The following is a 17,115-nucleotide window of genomic DNA, read 5'->3' as shown; positions in this document are numbered from 1 at the left end:
GATTATTTGCGGGCGTTCTGCATGATTTGGAGAATCTCCTCCATCTCCGTGACCGAGATGTCCTCATGGCGCGAGAAGAACGAGACCATCTGTGCCAGCGAGCCGTCGAAATAGGACGACAGTACCGACGACATGACCCCGCGTGCGTACTCTTCGCGGCTTACGGCCGGATAGTAGCGGTGGCTTTTGCCCTCGGGCGTGTGGTTGACGAAACCTTTGTTTTCGAGGATTTTGAGGAAGGTCGCGACTGTGGTGTATTTCGGGCGGGGTTCTTTTGTCTGGGCGATGATCTCGTTGACCACCGCATCGCCCAGCCTCCAGAGTATCTGCATGATCTCCTCTTCGCCGCGTGTGAGTTCCGGTTGTTTATTCTCCATGGTAGTGGTTTTTAGTTCGTTTTCGATGTCATTCAGTTTCCAGCGCGGTTGCAGCCCTCCGGCGCCGGCCATTGGATACCCCAACGTTTGAGGTATTCCGCGACAGGCCCCATGCCGACCTCTCTGCGCCACTCGTCCACGCGTTCCGCGTCGAGCAACGGGGCTATGTAATAACTGCCGTCGCCATGCCGGAGCACCTGTGATCCGTAACGCTGCGGTTCTCCTTTGCTGACGGCTATGCGATCCTCGAGCATGGCGACCTGCAAAGGCTGGATGTCCCCCAGCACCGCTCCCTGCCTCAGCAGGGGCAGGTAACGCTCCTGTATTGCCGGATCGGAATGCTGGATGACAAGGAAGAATGCCGTGCATGCGTCGCCGACCTTCGTTTTACCTACCCAGCCCCGACTGTCGAGAATAGACGAGATTTCCCGCAGGTTCAAACTGTCCGTGCGCTGCATCTCTGCGATCAGCGAGTCCGTCACGATGCCGTTTGCACCCGATTCTATGGCCCGGATATAGGCCGTGCGTACCTGCTGGTCGCTCGCGGCGATCTGCTGCAATTTCCTGCGCAACGGTATGTCGAAGTCGCGTTCAGCGCGGTGTTGCCGCGCTGTGAGCGTGTCGAGGAGTAGCTGCCAACGTGTGTCGGCATGCAGCGGTTGTAGATCTCCGTCGGTTTCGATGCGATCGGAATACCATTCCTTTTCAAGGGCTATGCGTTTGAATAACCGGTCGAAAGCCAGCCCGTTGTCTCCGGCTTTAGCCGCAGCGCAAGCTGCATTGTATAAATGATAGGGTTGTATGTGTTCTGTCTGATAGAAGGCTGCTTCGAATGCCCGGCTCGCGCCGGCGGGGTCGCCGGCCATGTAGAGCGAGTCGGCTTGGCGGATGTGCGCGAGGTAGGTGCTCTTGTCGCTTTGCTGTGCGTATGAGCACAAGAAGGCTGCGACAAAAATCAGGGCGATATACATGCGCTTTTCCATGAGCATTATGATTTAAACTCGACACAAGTTTACTACTAATTTTTTAGATCAACAAATATTTCTTCTAAAAAATTAGTAGATAGCGCCCAAAAAGCAGAATACCTATATTAACATGCGATATGCGATGTAACCTTGTTTGGGAATTTCCGGGGAGTCCCCTGTCTGCATTGTGGCGCGAAGGCCGGCTGCCGGGGCAGGTTTGTTGCCGGAAAACCGGGTGCGCAGGCGCAAACGAACCGCCGGATTGCCGGACGGGGGAGGCTGCCAGCGATGGCGGAACGCCCCTTCAGGGAGTCAGACCAGCCGTGCCTCTTCGTTGTCCTTCTCCGCCTTCTCGTCCTCTTCCCAGTCGAACCACGGGAATTCATGGCGCCCGGCGAGCGAAAAACGGGTGTAGGTGATCGGAAGCCCCATTTCGAGGAATCGTTTCTCGTAGGCGGTCTTAACCGACAGCACCTCGTCGGCGTAGCCCGTGCCGTAGATGTCGGCGTTCGAGACTTCGCATGGCAGCCCGTAGCGGCGCACCACCTCGTTCGTATAGCCGAAAAGATGCTTCGAATCGGTCTTGAGGTTGATCCATCCGTCGGGGGACAGTATGCGGGCGTAATATCCGAGGAAAAGCGGCGAGGTGAGGCGTTTCTTCGCCCGGCGGCTCTTGAGTTGCGGGTCGGGGAAGGTGATCCATATCTCGTCGACCTCGCCCTCGGCGAACAGGCCGTTGATAAACTCGATGCGCGTGCGCAGGAACCCCACGTTGGGCATCCTGCGGTCGGTGGCGGTTTTGGCGCCCCGCCACATGCGTGCGCCCTTGATGTCGATGCCGATGAAATTGCGCGACGGGTCGCGCTCGGCCAGCGCTACGGTATATTCGCCCTTGCCGCAGCCCAATTCGAGTACGATCGGGTTGTCGTTATGGAAAAAGTCGCTGCGCCAATGCCCTTTGAGCGGGTGGTCGCAACGGAATACCTCGTCGAATTCGGGTTGTATGAAACAGTCGAAAGTCAGGTTCTCGCGGAACTTGCGGAGCTTGTCCTTGCCCATTGTTGTCTCTTATTCGCTTTTTACGATATTGATGCCGACGGCCTCGATGCCCTTCACCGGGCGGCCGGGGGTGACGGTTATGCAGTAGTCGCCCGTGCGGGCGAAGCGGATGCGGCGGCGATAGGGGAGGTCGGCCTCGCGCGACAGAGCGGCCGGAGTGTGCGCGGCCGGGAGTGTGAGCCGGAAAGCCTCTTCGTGCCGGAGCGAGTCGGGTGTGACGACTGCTATGCGTACCGTCAGCGTGTCTTCATCCATGCGGTCGTCGTAGCGCAGGAACAAATCCATGTCACGCAGCGTCGTCGTATCGGTGTTGGTGAAGACGATGGCGGCGGGGGTGTCCCAGCCCGAGGCATCCACATCGGTCACCGCGGCTCCGTGGGGTGACACGCAGCCTGCGGCAAAGGCCGCGGTGGAAAGGAGTACTGCCCGACGGACTTTCCGGAATGCGCTGCCCGTCCGATCCCGGTATGCGGCTGTGCCGGACGCTGCCCTGCCCGACCCTGGCGTATGGAACCACGTTGTGCCGGGTTGTGTTGTACAGGGCTGCATTGCGCCGGCCTGCGTGGCAGTGCTACCCGGAATGCCGGCCGTCTGCCGAAGCGTTCCGGCTGCTGCGCGACGTGCCGCTATGTCACGTGCCCGTATCACCGTCTATTCGTTTGAACCCCCGTTGCTTCCGCTGCCGTTGTCGCTGCCCCCTTCGCGGCGTTCGCCTCCCGGACGGCGGCGGTTGCGGTTGTTGCGCCTGTTGCCACCTTCGCGGCGTTCCCCGCCGTTTGTATTGCCCTCTGCGCCGTTGTTGCCTCCGTTGTTGCCGTTGCCATTGTTGCGGGGAGCTGCCTCATTGCGGTTCCCGTTGCGGCGGTCACCGCCGTTGCGGCCCTCCCCGTTGTTCCGGTTCTCGTTGCTGCGGCCTTCCCCGTTACGGTTCTCCCCGTTGCGGGAACGGTCGCTGCGCCGCTGGCGGCGTTCGGGGCGCTCCTGCTGGGGCTGCTGCCCCGGCTGAGCCTGGCGGCGCTCCTGTCCTGTTTCCTGGGAAGGCTGCCCGTTCTGCCCCTCCTGCCCGTTCTGTTTGCCCCGGTTGCGGCCGCGCTTGTTGCGCCGTTTGGCCGAGTCGAAACGGGTGATGCTGTCCTCTTCGGAGCGGTAGGTCGGCTCCTCGGCTATCGGGCGGATGTCGTCGGCGTGCTGCAGCTGGTCGACCTTCTTGCCCGCACGGTTCAGCGCCATGATTTCGCGCACGCGCGACACGGGCAGCGTGGTGACATTGACCATCGCGTCCTTGCTTGACGAGAAGGTCATCGTACCGGCGAGAATGTCGCTTTTGACGAGGAAATATTCACCGTCGATGGCCTGCAACGGCTCACGCAGGCGCGGGAACTCCTTGCGGGCGTCGACATAGGTGTCGTATTCGTACATCATGCAGCATTTGAGCTTCGAGCACTGCCCGGCCAGTTTCTGGGGATTGAGCGAAATCTCCTGTGCACGGGCGGCACCCGTCGTGACGCTCGAGAAGCTCGACATCCACGATGCGCAGCACAGCTCGCGCCCGCAGGCACCCAGCCCGCCGATGCGCCCGGCTTCCTGGCGTGCGCCGATCTGCTTCATTTCGATGCGGATGTGGAACCGCTCGGCGAAGACCTTGATCAGTTCGCGGAAATCGACACGCTCGTCGGCGATATAGTAGAAAATAGCCTTGATCTTGTCCCCCTGGTACTCAACGTCGCCGATCTTCATGTTGAGTCCCATGTCGGCGGCGATCTGGCGCGATGCGATCATCGTTTCATGTTCGAGGGCGATGGCCTCCTGCCATTTCTCGATGTCGTAGGGCTTGGCCTTGCGGTAAACTTTCTTGAACTCGCCGTTGTAGGGGTTGAATCCCGTGCGGCGCATCTGGCGTGCTACCAGGTCGCCCGTGAGCGAAACGACGCCGATGTCGTGTCCGGGCGATGCCTCGACCGCCACGATGTCGCCCCGCTTGAGCTGCAGATTGTTGGCGTTCAGGTAGAACGAGCGGCGCGTGTTCTTGAACCGCACCTCCACGATGTCGGTCGGGATATTCTCGGGGTACTCCTCGAGCCACGCCGTTTCGTGAAGCTTGAAACACCCGTCGCAGAGCTTCGCCTCGCACTCTGCGCCGCAATCGCAGAAACTGCATCCGCGGCCTATTTCGGGTTTACACTTTTTCGTATATTGTTTTTCGGTGTCCATTTGTGGGCATAATTTGCGTAAAGATACGAAATTTTTTTTATCCGGCGGCCACTCTGCCTAAATCGTTGCCTCAATTGCCCAGGCGGAGCTTGCGGACGCTGCGCCGGATGCGGACGATCATCATCACGGCCGCGGCCGACAAGCCGAACGAGAAGCCGAGGAAAAGCCCCGTCGGGCCCATGCCGAGCGTGAAGCCGAACAGGTAACCCACCGGCAGGTTCAGCAGCCAGTAGGATACGAAGGCGATCGGCATGATGATTTTCACGTCCTGTATGCCGCGCAGGATGCCTACCGAGACATTCTGGATGCCGTCCGAAAGCTGGTAGAGCGCCGCGAAGACCAGCAGTTGCGAAGCGATGGCGATCACCTCGGGGTTGGTCGAGAAGAACGTCGGGATGATGTTGCGCATGGTGATGAAGACCAGCGCTGCAAAAGCGTTCCAGGCGAGCACCAGGTGGTACGACGCCTTGGCCGCCAGCGACAGCTCCCCGATGTTGCGGGCACCGTAGCAGTGCGACACGCGGATGGTGGTGGCCGCACCGATCGACATGACGATCATGAAGGCGCAGTTGCCGATCGTAACGGCGATCTGGTTGGCGCTCATGGTCTCCTTGCCGAACCAGCCCATCATGATGCCAGTGCCGACGAACGCCGAGGCTTCGAGGAACATCTGCATCGAGATCGGAAGCCCCATGTGCAGCAGGTTCTTCACCGTGGCCCACGAATAGTTGCGGGGCGAGAACCCGTCGAGGTAGCCGCGGTATTTGTGGCGGTTGTAGAAGTAGCCGATCATCAGGATCGGGGCGATGATGCGCGAGAGCAGCGTACCCAGCCCGGCACCCTCGGCACCCATTTCGGGGAGCCCGAAGCGGCCGTAGATGAACACCGCGTTGAAGCCGATGTTGGCCATGTTGGCGATGATCGTCACGACCATCTCGACCTTGGTGTTGCCCACGCCTTCGAGAAATTGCTTGAATGCGAAGAAGAGCATGACGAACGGCATGCTGAATACCAGCATCTTGTAGTAGGGGATGGCCATGTCGACGACCTCGACCGGCTGGCCGAGGTCGTACATGAGCGGGATGACCGCATATTGTACGGCGGCCATCGCGAACCCGAGCAGCGTGTAGAACAGGATGCCGTTTTGCAGCAGCCCGGCCGACTTCTCGCGGTCGCCCTGCGCGTAGAGTTCGCCCACGAGGGGCGTCATGCCCAGCGCGATGCCGATGGCGGCGATGAAAAGGATGAAGAACACCGCCCCGCCGAACGATACGGCGGCCAGCGGCACGGGATCGTCGCCGCCGTAGCGGCCGACCATCAGGTTGTCGGCCACCTGCGTGAGGATTTGTCCCAATTGCGTCAGTACGACGGGCAGGGCCAGCCGCAGGTTGGATTTGTACTGGTCTTTGTATTTCGAGAAACTGTACATCGGTTTTCCGGATTAGGGTGCAAAGATAGCCATTTATGTCCGGATTGCAATCCTCGGGCTGTCCCGGGATGAAAAATCCGCCCGTTTCTGGGCGGATTCCATGCCGGAGGTCAGTACGGGAGCGTGATTTCGATGCAGCAGCCCGCGCGGTAGTCGGGGCATACGCGGATTGCGCCCCCGAGCCGGGTGACGATCAGGCGGCAGAGGTACAGGCCGATGCCCGACCCGGGTTTGAACGAATCTACCTTGGTGAAACGGTCGAATACCCATTCCTGCTTGTCCGGGGCGATGCCTATGCCGGTGTCGGTTACGCGGATGCGGAGTTTGCGGGTGCTGTCGTCCTTGTCGCAGCAGACCGTGACGGAACCCGCAGCGGTGAATTTGGCGGCGTTCTGCAACAGGTTGTCGATCACGCGCGTCATATAGGTTTCATTGGTCGGGATGACGCAGGTGCCGCGACCCCCCCCCTTGAGGATGTATTCTACCGACGGGTTTTGGGAAAGTTCACGCTGGATTTGCAGCCGCTCGGCACACAGCAGGCCGAGATCGGTTTCGGCGAGCGGCAAGGGCTCTTCGGAGCTGACCAGGCTCGACAATTCGAGCATGTTTTCCAGCAGGGTGGTCAGCGCGGTCGTGCTCGCCCATATCTGTTCGCGGAATTCGCGCCGCGTATTGTGGTCGTGGTCGCCTTCGAGCAGTAGATCCGAGAACCCGTTGATGGCGTTGAGCGGCGTGCGGATTTCGTGACACATCGAGTTGATGAAGGCCGTTTTCATCTTTTCGCTCTCCATGGCGCGGCGGCTTTGGCGGGTTATCTCTTCGTTGGCATCGGTCAGTTGCCGCCTTATCTGCTTCAGCTGCCGAACCATGACGTACTGGTAGACGCTCCAGCCGATGAGCAGCAGCACCAGAATGCCGCCCGCAAGCAGGGCGATGAATCGTATGCGGCCGGTCAGCCGGGACTTTTCGAATTCCAGCCTGCCCACCTCGAACAAGGTCTGCATTTCGGCAAGACTGCTCTGCGCCTCTTCTACCCGCTCGTTGAAGCGGATGTTATTGGTTGTTCGCACCGCTTTGAGGGCGTTTTTATAATCGCCCATTTCTTCGTACAGATAGGATTGGGTGGCATAGATAGGGGCTAAGTCCGCTTTTATGCCTTTGCTTTTGTAGACGGTTATGGTCGAGTCGATGTAAGCCACGGCCCGTTCGTAATCCCCCGTACACTGATAATACCGGGCGCTCGTGCTGTATATTTCCGCCATGTCGCCTCTGGCGCGGGCCAGCCCGATGCATTTTTGGTAATACTCGTTCAGCTTATCTCGGGAGATCAGGTCGCGCAGGTATACCATTTTGGCATAGGCGCGCATCATGTAGCCCGTCGTGTCGCGGTGGGGCCGTTCGAAGCGGTCGTCCATCGCCAGCCATTTGCGGTGCAGGTCGATACATTGCCCGATCTGCTCTTCGGCGCGCTTGTCCTTGCAGAGCATATAGAGATCGGAAAGTTCGTCGTGGCAAATCTTTTCCAGGTGGAGACGCTCTTCGAGCGGGTATTTCCTGAGGTTTTCCAGCGCTCGCTCCACATAGGGGATCGCCTTGGCGATGTTGTCGTAGGCTTCGGTCGTGACCGACGAAAAGTCGATGGCCAGGCCTGTCAGGAATTCCCATTCGATGCGCTCCTCGGGCGAGAGCCGATCGTAGTTTTTGCCTTTGAGTTCTTCCACCGCACGCGTTACCGTTTCGATCGAATTGTTGTCGTTCATCTGTTTCCAGAGGTAGTAGGCGTAAAGCGATGAACGGAACAGGGCGTAACGGGAACCCGGGAGAATGCTGTCTGCGAGGGCGATGTATTTCTCGGCCCGCCGGGCGTCGCGGTCGGCGAATTTGCGAACCAGAAAGTCCAGCGCATCTTTGCATCCGTAGGTATCCCCGGCCTTGTGCGCTTCGGCGAGTGCCGCTTCCCAATAGGGTGCGGCCAGTTCGAGGCTGTCGCCGCTCAGGTCGGCAAGTTGGACGTATATACGTTCCCGGCCGGCGGCATCGGGTGTTTTCGGTAAGAGCGTAAGCAAACTGTCGGCATGTGCCGGCTTGGGGGGCGCCGATATTGCAGCGTACGGAAACAAGGACATAATTAGCCCTGACGCAAGGGCTTTCAGGAGAATCTGACGCATGTCGGTGTCGTGAAACAATATTAAATTCGGACAAATTTATGAAAAAAAATCTTTCGGGGAATTATCATTTAAAAAATAGCAAACATAAAAACAGAGACCGGTTGCAAGCCGGTCTCTTTTAACGGGACGGGTCTGAACCGTCCGGGAGTCATGCCACCCGCAGCTTTACGCCGTGCGATTTGTCCGACTCGACGACGACCGTGTCGCCTTCGTGGAGTTTGCCGTCGATGATCAGCGTCGAAAGCGGTTCCTCGACGTTGTCCATCAGCGTACGTTTGAGCGAGCGGACTCCATAGCGCGATTCGTAGCCCATGGCCGCCAGGCGACGCTTGGCTCCGTCGGTGATCTTCACCTTGTAGCCCAGGCGGCGCGTGCGTTCGAAGAGCCCTTGCAATTCCAGTTCGATGATCCGCTCCACATCGCTCAGTTCCAGCGTGCGGAACAATACGATGTCGTCGATCCGGTTCAGGAACTCCGGGGCGAAGGTCTGCTCGAGTGCCTTGCGGTATTCGCACCGGGGCGTCGCGGAGGCTGTGGCACTCTTCGATACGGTGCTGTAACCTACCTGCACCGATTTCTTGACCACGTCGCGCGACCCGACGTTCGAGGTCATGATGATGATCGTGTTGCGGAAGTCCACCTTGCGGCCCGAGCCGTCGGTGAGGTGTCCCTCGTCGAAGATCTGCAACATCGTGTTGAAGACCTCGGGGTGCGCTTTCTCGATCTCGTCGAACAGGATCACGGCATAGGGCTGGCGGCGTACCGTCTCGGTGAGCTGGCCGCCCTCGCCGTAGCCGACATAACCCGGTGGCGAGCCGATCAGCCGGGCGACGTTGTGCTTCTCGCTGTATTCGCTCATGTCGATGCGGATCAGTCCGCGCTGTTCGTCGAAGAGCCATTTCGAGACCTCCTTGGCCAGCAGCGTCTTGCCTACCCCCGTGGGGCCGACGAAGAGGAATACCCCGATCGGACGGTTCTCGTCCTTGAGCCCGGCCCGCGAGCGGCGGATCGTGCGCGAGATCTTCTCGACGGCCTCCTGCTGCCCTACGACCCGCTGCGAAAGGTGCTGGCAGAGGGTTTGCAGGCGGGTCATCTCTCCGCCCGAAATGCGCTCGGCGGGGATGCCCGTCATCGAGGTGATGACCTGCTGGATATGCTCGGCCGTGATCTCCACGGGGTTGGTTTCGAGCGACCGCTGCCATTCGTTGCGGCTTTCGCCCAGTTTCGAACGGAGTGCGATTTCGCGCAGGCGTGCCGAGGCGGCCTTTTCGTAGACCAGCTCTTTGACCGCCTCGCGGCGTTCGCGCCGCACTTGGTCGAGTGCGCTTTCCATCTGGCGGAGTTCGGCCGGTTCGCGCGCCGATTGCAGGTGTATGCGCGAGCCCGCCTCGTCCAGCACATCGATCGCCTTGTCCGGGAAGAAGCGGTCGGTGATGTAGCGCCCGGTGAGTTCCACGCAGGCTTGCAGCGCCTCTTCCGTATAGCGTACCTTGTGGTGCTGCTCGTAGTGGGGGGCGATGTTGCGCAGGATCTGGAGCGTCTGCTCGGGCGTCGTGGGCTCGACGACGACCTTCTGGAACCGGCGCTCGAGCGCCGAGTCGCTTTCGATGTTCTCGCGGTATTCGTCGAGCGTCGTGGCGCCGATGGTCTGCAGTTCGCCCCGTGCGAGTGCCGGTTTGAGGATGTTGGCCGTGTCGAGGCTGCCCTGTGTCGAACCGGCACCCACGATGGTGTGTATCTCGTCGATGAATATGATCGTGTCCTTGGCTTTGCGCAGTTCGTCGAGCAGTTGCTGCATGCGCTCCTCGAATTCGCCGCGGAACTTCGTGCCCGCCACGAGCGACGATACGTCGAGCGAGAAGAGCGTCTTGTCGGCGATGGTGTAGGGCACCTCGCCGCCTGCGATGCGCAGAGCCAGCCCTTCGATGATGGCGCTCTTGCCCACGCCCGCCTCGCCGATGAGGATCGGGTTGTTCTTCTTGCGGCGCGAGAGTATCTGGACTACGCGTTCGATCTCCTGCTCGCGCCCCACGACGGGGTCGATTTTACCCTCGCGGGCCATCTGCGTGAGGTTTACGCCGAACTTGTCGAGCACGTGCGATGTGTTTTTCTCTTCGGGTTTGTTTTCCTCGCTGAAATCGAGCATGTGTACCTGTATCTCCGTGCGGAAATCGTCGCCGGCGGCGAATTTCTTGATGTCCTCGGATACGACTTCACCCGTGATGCCGTACATTTCGAGTACGCGCGATGTCGCGGTCGAGCGGTCGCCGACGATGGCCCGCAGTGCGTGGGCCGTAGAGACGCTCCGCACGGCGCCCGATACGGCGCACAGTTCGTCGGTAAAGGCGCGGTAAAACTCTTCGGCGCCCGTGTTTTCGCGCCGCCCTGCCCCGAGTACCTCGCGTTCGATGCGCAGGCGTACCTGGTAGAGCTCCCAGTCCTTCAGACGGGAGGATAAAAGCTGGTAGGCAAGCGACCCTTCTTCGCGGAGCATCTCCAGCATGAGAAAATCCTTCAGCGAGTGGTCGATTCCTGCTTTGGTCGTATTAAACGCCGCGCGGGCAATGATGCCCTCGAGCGTCTTCGAAATTTTTACTTGCATGTTGCGTCGTCATGAAATTTAATAGTCTAACTTTTGATTCTTCGCCTATCTAACGGCATGTTATTGTTAAATATTATGTTAACTTATTGAGCGGTATTTATTGCATTGTCCCTGAGTGGATTGTGCGGCTGAAATTCTCGGTGTGCGATGCTGGAAACGGGCTTCGATGTGTTCTGAACGGGTTTCCGGACTTTTTCGCAGGGAGAAGATGCTCCCCCGGAAGGGTAGTTCCGGTACTATGGAAAGGGTATACGGAGGCAGGATAGGTTCCCTGTGGCCGGTGCCGGAAAGAGCTCTTGCGGGGGCGGGGTTCGCCGGCTTTGGTTACCGGGGCTGCCTGCGGTGCCGGGCGGCTCTGTACCGGACGGCTTCTTGTGCGGGATATACCGACTGCGCCGGGATTAGTTGCCTGTTGCCGGCCGGTGCCGGGCGTCAGTTGCCGTTATACAATTATGATTCGGAATGTTTTATTTTTGATACGATGGCTGAAAGCCGTACCGATACCCTGCCGAAACCGGATGTAGATTTTTCCAGTGTATTATCTCTCTGAAAAACAATTATTATTACAAGTATAAAACGGAGTGTGTGTGTTTTTATTGTGCCGGTCTTGTTTATTTGTGTTGTTAATTTTGTATTTTTGTGGAAAAGGCCCGTCCGGGGCTGTTGACAACCGACTTCAACCCGAAAAGAATATGAAACGGATCCTAATCCCTCTCCTGGCGCTCGCCGCCGCCATGACCTTTGCACAACCGCCGCGCCCGCTGCCACCGGGCTATCCTGACCGTTCGGGGAATATAGACCTCGAAAGGGGGTTCCGAACCCCGCCGGCAGGTTACGGCGAGGTGCCCTTCTATTGGTGGATCGGCGACACGCTCACGCGCGAACATCTCGCCTGGCAGCTCGACATGCTGGCACGGAAACGGATCAGCAGCCTGCAGATCAACTATTGCCACACCGATACGGGCGGCATCACCTACGGCAGGACATTTCGTTCGAAGCCCGACCTCTTCACTCCGGCGTGGTGGGAGCTTTTCGGGTGGTTCATGACCGAGGCCGGCAAACGCGGTATGACCGTCAGCCTGAGCGACTATACGCTGGGCGTGGGGCAGGGCTCCTATGTGGACGAGATGCTGGCCGAAGACCCGACGCTCAACGGTTCGGAACTGCATTTCGACAGCCTGGAACTCGGCCGCGGGGAGCGTTTCTCGCGGGCTTATGCGCAGCGGCCGCTTTCGCTGAACGCTTACCCGCTCGATGCCCGGGGCCGGATCGACGGGGCGCCGGTCGACCTGTTGCCGGAAATGGGGCCAGACGGGGTCGAGTGGCAGAACCCCTGGCCGCGGGCCCTCGTGGCCGAAGTGAAGGCCGAGCGGCGCCTGCCTTCGCTCGATCCGATGCACCCTCGTGCGGGGCACAGTTACGTGCGGCACTTTTTCCAACGTTTTGCAGACCGTTTCCCCGGGGAATCGGAAACGGGGCTCAATTTCTTTTTCTCCGATGAGCTGAACTTCAACCTGCAGGGCAATATCTGGAACGATATTTTCCGCGACGAGTTCATGCGCCGCAAGGGATACGACATCCTGCCGCAGATCGACGCGCTGTTCGTCGACCTGGGTGACAGTTCGGTCAAGGTACGCATGGACTATAACGACGTGCGCGTGGCGCTGAGCGAGGAAAACTTCTTCATCCCCGTCTATGAGTGGCACCAGCGGCGCGGGCTGCTCTTCGGATGCGACCACGGCGGCCGTGGCCGCGACGTGGGCGAGTTCGGCGACTATTTCCGTACCCAGCGTTGGAACCAGGCTCCGGGTTGCGACCAGCCGATGTTGCAGAAGGACATTATTAAAAACAAGGTCGCCTCGTCGATCTCGCACCTCTACGAACGCCAGCGCGTCTGGCTCGAAGGTTTCCACAGCAGCGAGTGGTCGACCAACTCGGCGCAGCTGACCGATGCGATCTTCGCCAATTTCGCCATGGGGCAGAATCTGCTGAGCCTGCACGGGCTTTACTATACGACCATGGGGGGCTGGTGGGAGTGGGCGGCGCCCTGCAACCATTTCCACGAGCCTTACTGGGACGAGATGGACGGGTTGCTGGAGTGTACCGAGCGCCTGAGTTATATCCTGTCGCAGGGATACCACGTCGCCGACGTGGCGATCCTCTATCCCGTCGAGCCGGTGGTGGCCGGGTACGGCAACGAGGCTGTCGAAGCCGCCTTTGCCGCTGGGGAGGCGATTTACCGCGACGGCATCGACTTCGACTACATGGATTACGAATCGCTCGGCCGCGCCGAGGTGCGCGACGGCCGGTTGCATGTGGCCGGGGAGTCGTTCGGCGTGGTCGTGGTTCCCGCCATGCGGGCGATCCGCCACTCGTCGCTCGAAAAACTGCGCGACTTCGTTCGCGACGGCGGCATGGTCATCAATATCGGCCCGCTGCCGGAGGCCTCTGAAAAGGAGGGGCGCGGCGGCCGGGCGTTGACGGAACTGGTGGCGGATCTCTTCGGGGGCGGGCGCGACCGGGTTTTCCGTATCGGCGATCCGGCGGATGCGACCGCACTCATCGGCCGCAATACGCAGCGCGATTTCACGCTGCTCCGCCCGGCAACGGATGCCGGGGCGCATCCTGCCAAGCAAAAGACGGGCGATCCGACCCCTTACGTCATGCACCGCCGCATCGGCGGCCGCGACCTCTTTGCGGTCTATAACGTCGGGCGGGGCGCAACGTGCCGTTTCCGTGCATGGGGAGCCGCGGAGCTGTGGGATCCGTGGACGGGCGGGAAACGCCCGCTGCGGGTTGCCGCCGTCACGGATGCCGGAACCGAGGTGGTGATGCCGCTGGAGCGTACGGACATGCAGCTGATCCTCTTCGACCCTTCCCGCGATGCGGAGGTCGGGGCGGAATCCGCCGGCGCGGGGAGCACGCAGCGGATCGACCTCGGCGGGGAGTGGGATTTCCGGCTGGAACCCTTGCTGGACAACCATTTCGGCGATTACCAGTGGCCGGGGACGGACGAAAAGATCAGTGCCTGTATTTATGATGCCGAATACGAACGGCTCGGCGGCGAGGCTCGGAAAGGCCGCGGACGGTTCACCTTCGGAGAGCGGTTCATGCTTCTGGGAGCGGTACCCGCCTCGGTGGATGAACGGACGGTGCTGGACAACCTGCCCGGCACGGCGTCGGGCGTGGAGGCAGCCGGCGTGCGGTACGACTGGCAGCCCTATGCGTTCTCATGGCGCTGGGGCGTCGAGGGCGACTTCGGGCATCAGGGCTGGCACGGCCTGAAGGCGGAGATGTACGACGATTTCATCCGCCTGGGTGCGACCGAACGGGCTTTCAACGGCATGGTTCGCAAGGCCGAGGCATCCGGAATGAAGGATTATTACCTTTACACCTGCGTGGATGCCCCGCGCGACGGGTTGTACGACGCCGAATGGGGCGGGATGCAGCCCGTGGGGTTCTATGTCGGCGGGGAACGGCGGGAGCCTGCGCCGCAGGTCGCCCTGAAGCAGGGCATCAACGAGATCGTGCTGCATTACGATTCGTTCGGCACGGCGCGGTTCGCCCTGCGCGACGGTGCGGCGGACATCGCGCCCGAGACGCTGGCCGAGGCCCCGTTGCGGATGAAGTTCCGCGGCGACCGGGCGCTGCTGCCGTTCGACAGCCGGAAGACGGCGGATACGCGGGCGCGGTTCACCTTTACGGCGGCGCCCGGGCTGGAGGCGCTGGAATTCACGGCTTTCGGCCGGAAACCCGAAGTGCGTGCCGACGGCCGGAAATGCCGGGTCGCCGAGGTCGCACGCCGCAGCGACGGCGCCGTAACCTACAGTGCCGTGTTGCCCCGGCGTGCCGAACTTCCGGCGGAGGTGTCGCTGACGCTTACCGAAGAGCGCGGGTATGCCGGCGGTGCGGCGATAGACGGCCCTGTGAAGCTGGTTTGCGGGGCGGGACGCTATACGGTCGGCGACTGGTGCCGTAACGATGCCTTGCGTACTTATTCCGGTGCGGCGTGGTACGGCCGGGACTTTACGCTGACGAAGAAACCCGCGGGTCGTGTGACACTCGACCTGGGCGAGGTCGTCTCGACGGCACGGGTGCTGGTCAACGGTCGTGAGGCCGGTTTGAGGCTGACGTCGCCCTGGCGTTTCGATGTGACCGGACTGTTGCAGGAAGGTACCAACCGGATCGAAATCCGGGTTTGCAATACGACGGCCAATATCTTCCTCTCTTCGCCGACGGTCTACCGCGGCGATACGAAGGCCGGAATACTCGGCCCGGTGCGGATCGAGATCGCCGAATAATCTGCGGCCGGGAGTGTTAAGGCAGGCGCCGCAATTTTGCGGCGCCCGCCTTAATCGGATGAAGCCCCGGCGTGGATTCTCCGGCGTATTTTCGGGCGGGCGTCTTCGGTACGTCTTCGGGGCGGATTATTTCCGCGGCCACTCCCCGACCTCCATGTCGCGCATGTCGGCGCCGTCGATCACCAGCCGCACGGCCGTGCGGACTTTGTGGAAACCGTATTCGCCGGCTGCGCCCGGGTTGACATGCAGCAGGTCGTAAACCGGATCGTAGACCACCTTGAGGATATGCGAATGCCCGGCGATGAAGAGTTTGGGATGCAGCGCCTGTATCTTTGCCGCTGCGCGCGGGTCGTAATGGCGCGGGTAGCCGCCGATATGGGTCATCAGCACCCGCACGCCCTCGCATTCGAACGCGAGGAAGCCGGGGTAGACGCGGCGTGTGAGCCCTCCGTCGATGTTGCCCGAGACGGCGCGCAGGGGTTTGAACGCCGCGATCGTGTCGGCCAGTTCGAGCGAGCCGATGTCGCCCGCATGCCAGATTTCGTCCACGTCCTTGAGGAATTCGCGCAGCGTGTCGTCGAATGTCCCGTGGGTGTCGGATATGATGCCGATGCGTTTCATTTTATAGTCTTGATGCGGATTGCCGGGCCGGGAATCGTGCGTATGCCGCGCGTGCCGCCGGAAATCTTCGATGTATTATTTATACTTGTCCTTCCACAACTCCTGCATGCGCTGGGCGATCTTCGCCTCGGTGGCATTCCCGGTGTTGGGTTCGTAGAATTTCGTCCCTGCGAGGCTTTCGGGCAGGAACTCCTGCTCGGCGAAATTGCCCGCGTAGTCGTGTGCATATTTATACCCTTTGCCGTAGCCTGCCTTGTCCATCAGTTTGGTCGGGGCGTTGCGCAGGTGCAGCGGCACGGGGCGGTTCGTGGTGTCGTGCTCGACCAGCGACATCGCCTTGTTGATGGCCATGTAGGCCGAGTTGCTCTTGGGGCTGGTGGCCAGGTAGATCGTCGTTTCTGCCAGCGTGATCCGCGCTTCGGGCATGCCGATCTTGTGTACCGTGTCGAAACAGGCGTTGGCCAGCAGCAGTGCGTTGGGGTTCGCCAGCCCGATGTCCTCCGAGGCGAGGATCACCAGCCGCCGTGCGAGGAAGCGTGGCTCCTCGCCCCCGGCCAGCATGCGCGCCAGATAGTAGATCGCGGCATTGGGGTCGCTGCCCCGCACCGATTTGATGAAGGCCGAGATGACGTCGTAGTGCTGCTCGCCGTTCTTGTCGTAGAGGGCGATGTTCTGTTGCAGGCAGTCGGTGACGTACTGGTCGGTGATCGTCAGTTTGCCCTCCGTCGCCCCGGCCAGTATGTCGAGGATATTGAGCAGCTTGCGGGCGTCGCCGCCCGAGAATTTGAACAACGCACCCGTCTGCTTCACTTCGATCTGGCGTGCTTTCAGTTCCGTGTCGGTCGTCAGCGCCCGGTCGAGCAGCGTTTGCAGGTCTTTGTCCTCCAGCGATTTGAGGATGTAGACCTGGCAACGGCTCAGGAGCGGCGAGATCACCTCGAACGAAGGGTTTTCGGTCGTGGCGCCTATGAGTGTCACGACGCCCTGCTCGACGGCTCCCAGCAGCGAATCCTGCTGGCTTTTGTTGAAACGGTGGATTTCGTCGATGAACAGGAAGGGCGGCTTGGCGTCGAAAAAGCGCTGTTTGCGGGCCGACTCGATCACTTCGCGCACGTCCTTGACGCCCGACGTGACGGCCGAGAGCGTGAAGAACGGACGGTCGAGCTGCGTGGCGACGATCTTCGCCAGCGTGGTTTTACCCACGCCCGGCGGGCCCCAGAGTATGAACGACGGCACGTTGCCCGTTTCGAAGAACTTGCGGAACACGCCGTTCTTACCCACGAGGTGCTCCTGCCCGATATATTCGTCTATCGTGCGGGGGCGCAGTCTTTCGGCTAAGGGAGCTGACATGATCCGTGTTGTTTTATGATCCAAAAATAGGT

General features: G+C 60.6%; 11 protein-coding genes. 1 reads left to right on the top strand and 10 read right to left on the bottom strand.

Annotated features, from left to right (window positions below):
• Nucleotides 1-2: 2 nt before the first annotated feature.
• From DW189_RS04630 to DW189_RS04595, 8 genes are all read right to left on the bottom strand, one after another.
• A complete protein-coding gene (locus tag DW189_RS04630; RefSeq protein WP_117507190.1) occupies nucleotides 3-377 on the bottom strand; it encodes a BlaI/MecI/CopY family transcriptional regulator in 375 nt (124 codons plus the stop codon).
• 32 nt (nucleotides 378-409) lie between these two features.
• On the bottom strand, nucleotides 410-1,360 hold the full coding sequence (locus DW189_RS04625; protein ID WP_022332887.1) for a DUF6624 domain-containing protein: 951 nt from the start codon (nucleotides 1,358-1,360) through the stop codon (nucleotides 410-412).
• 294 nt (nucleotides 1,361-1,654) lie between these two features.
• The gene (gene trmB, locus DW189_RS04620; protein WP_117507033.1) at nucleotides 1,655-2,401 is read right to left on the bottom strand and encodes a tRNA (guanosine(46)-N7)-methyltransferase TrmB; all 747 of its coding nucleotides are present in this window, start codon (nucleotides 2,399-2,401) and stop codon (nucleotides 1,655-1,657) included.
• 9 nt (nucleotides 2,402-2,410) lie between these two features.
• Nucleotides 2,411-2,788, bottom strand: coding sequence for a hypothetical protein (locus DW189_RS04615; protein ID WP_117507032.1), 378 nt, complete (start codon nucleotides 2,786-2,788; stop codon nucleotides 2,411-2,413).
• Between the two features lie 264 nt (nucleotides 2,789-3,052).
• Entirely contained in the window at nucleotides 3,053-4,612 is a 1,560-nt protein-coding gene (locus DW189_RS04610) for a stage 0 sporulation family protein (RefSeq protein ID WP_117507031.1), read from the bottom strand.
• 70 nt (nucleotides 4,613-4,682) lie between these two features.
• Nucleotides 4,683-6,041, bottom strand: a complete 1,359-nt coding sequence (locus DW189_RS04605) for an MATE family efflux transporter (protein WP_022332890.1) — start codon at nucleotides 6,039-6,041, stop codon at nucleotides 4,683-4,685.
• 110 nt (nucleotides 6,042-6,151) lie between these two features.
• Nucleotides 6,152-8,107 (bottom strand): sensor histidine kinase, encoded by a 1,956-nt coding sequence (locus DW189_RS04600; RefSeq protein ID WP_232045486.1) that lies wholly within the window; start codon nucleotides 8,105-8,107, stop codon nucleotides 6,152-6,154.
• A gap of 250 nt (nucleotides 8,108-8,357) precedes the next feature.
• Nucleotides 8,358-10,811, bottom strand: a complete 2,454-nt coding sequence (locus DW189_RS04595) for an ATP-dependent Clp protease ATP-binding subunit (RefSeq protein WP_117507029.1) — start codon at nucleotides 10,809-10,811, stop codon at nucleotides 8,358-8,360.
• A gap of 692 nt (nucleotides 10,812-11,503) precedes the next feature.
• On the opposite strand from DW189_RS04595, the gene DW189_RS04590 reads away from it, so the two are divergent.
• Complete coding sequence (locus DW189_RS04590) at nucleotides 11,504-15,112, top strand: glycosyl hydrolase (protein ID WP_117507028.1); 3,609 nt, start codon at nucleotides 11,504-11,506, stop codon at nucleotides 15,110-15,112.
• Nucleotides 15,113-15,238: 126 nt separating this feature from the next.
• On the opposite strand, the gene DW189_RS04585 is transcribed toward DW189_RS04590, so the two are convergent.
• Together DW189_RS04585 and DW189_RS04580 are read right to left on the bottom strand one after the other, a co-directional pair.
• A complete protein-coding gene (locus tag DW189_RS04585; protein WP_117507027.1) occupies nucleotides 15,239-15,733 on the bottom strand; it encodes a metallophosphoesterase family protein in 495 nt (164 codons plus the stop codon).
• A gap of 75 nt (nucleotides 15,734-15,808) precedes the next feature.
• Nucleotides 15,809-17,083 (bottom strand): replication-associated recombination protein A, encoded by a 1,275-nt coding sequence (locus DW189_RS04580; RefSeq protein ID WP_022332896.1) that lies wholly within the window; start codon nucleotides 17,081-17,083, stop codon nucleotides 15,809-15,811.
• Between the last annotated feature and the right edge of the window lie 32 nt (nucleotides 17,084-17,115).

It is taken from the genome of Alistipes sp. AM16-43, from assembly GCF_003435745.1.
Lineage (GTDB): Bacteria > Bacteroidota > Bacteroidia > Bacteroidales > Rikenellaceae > Alistipes > Alistipes onderdonkii.
This window is presented reverse-complemented; position numbering and strand designations above follow the sequence as displayed.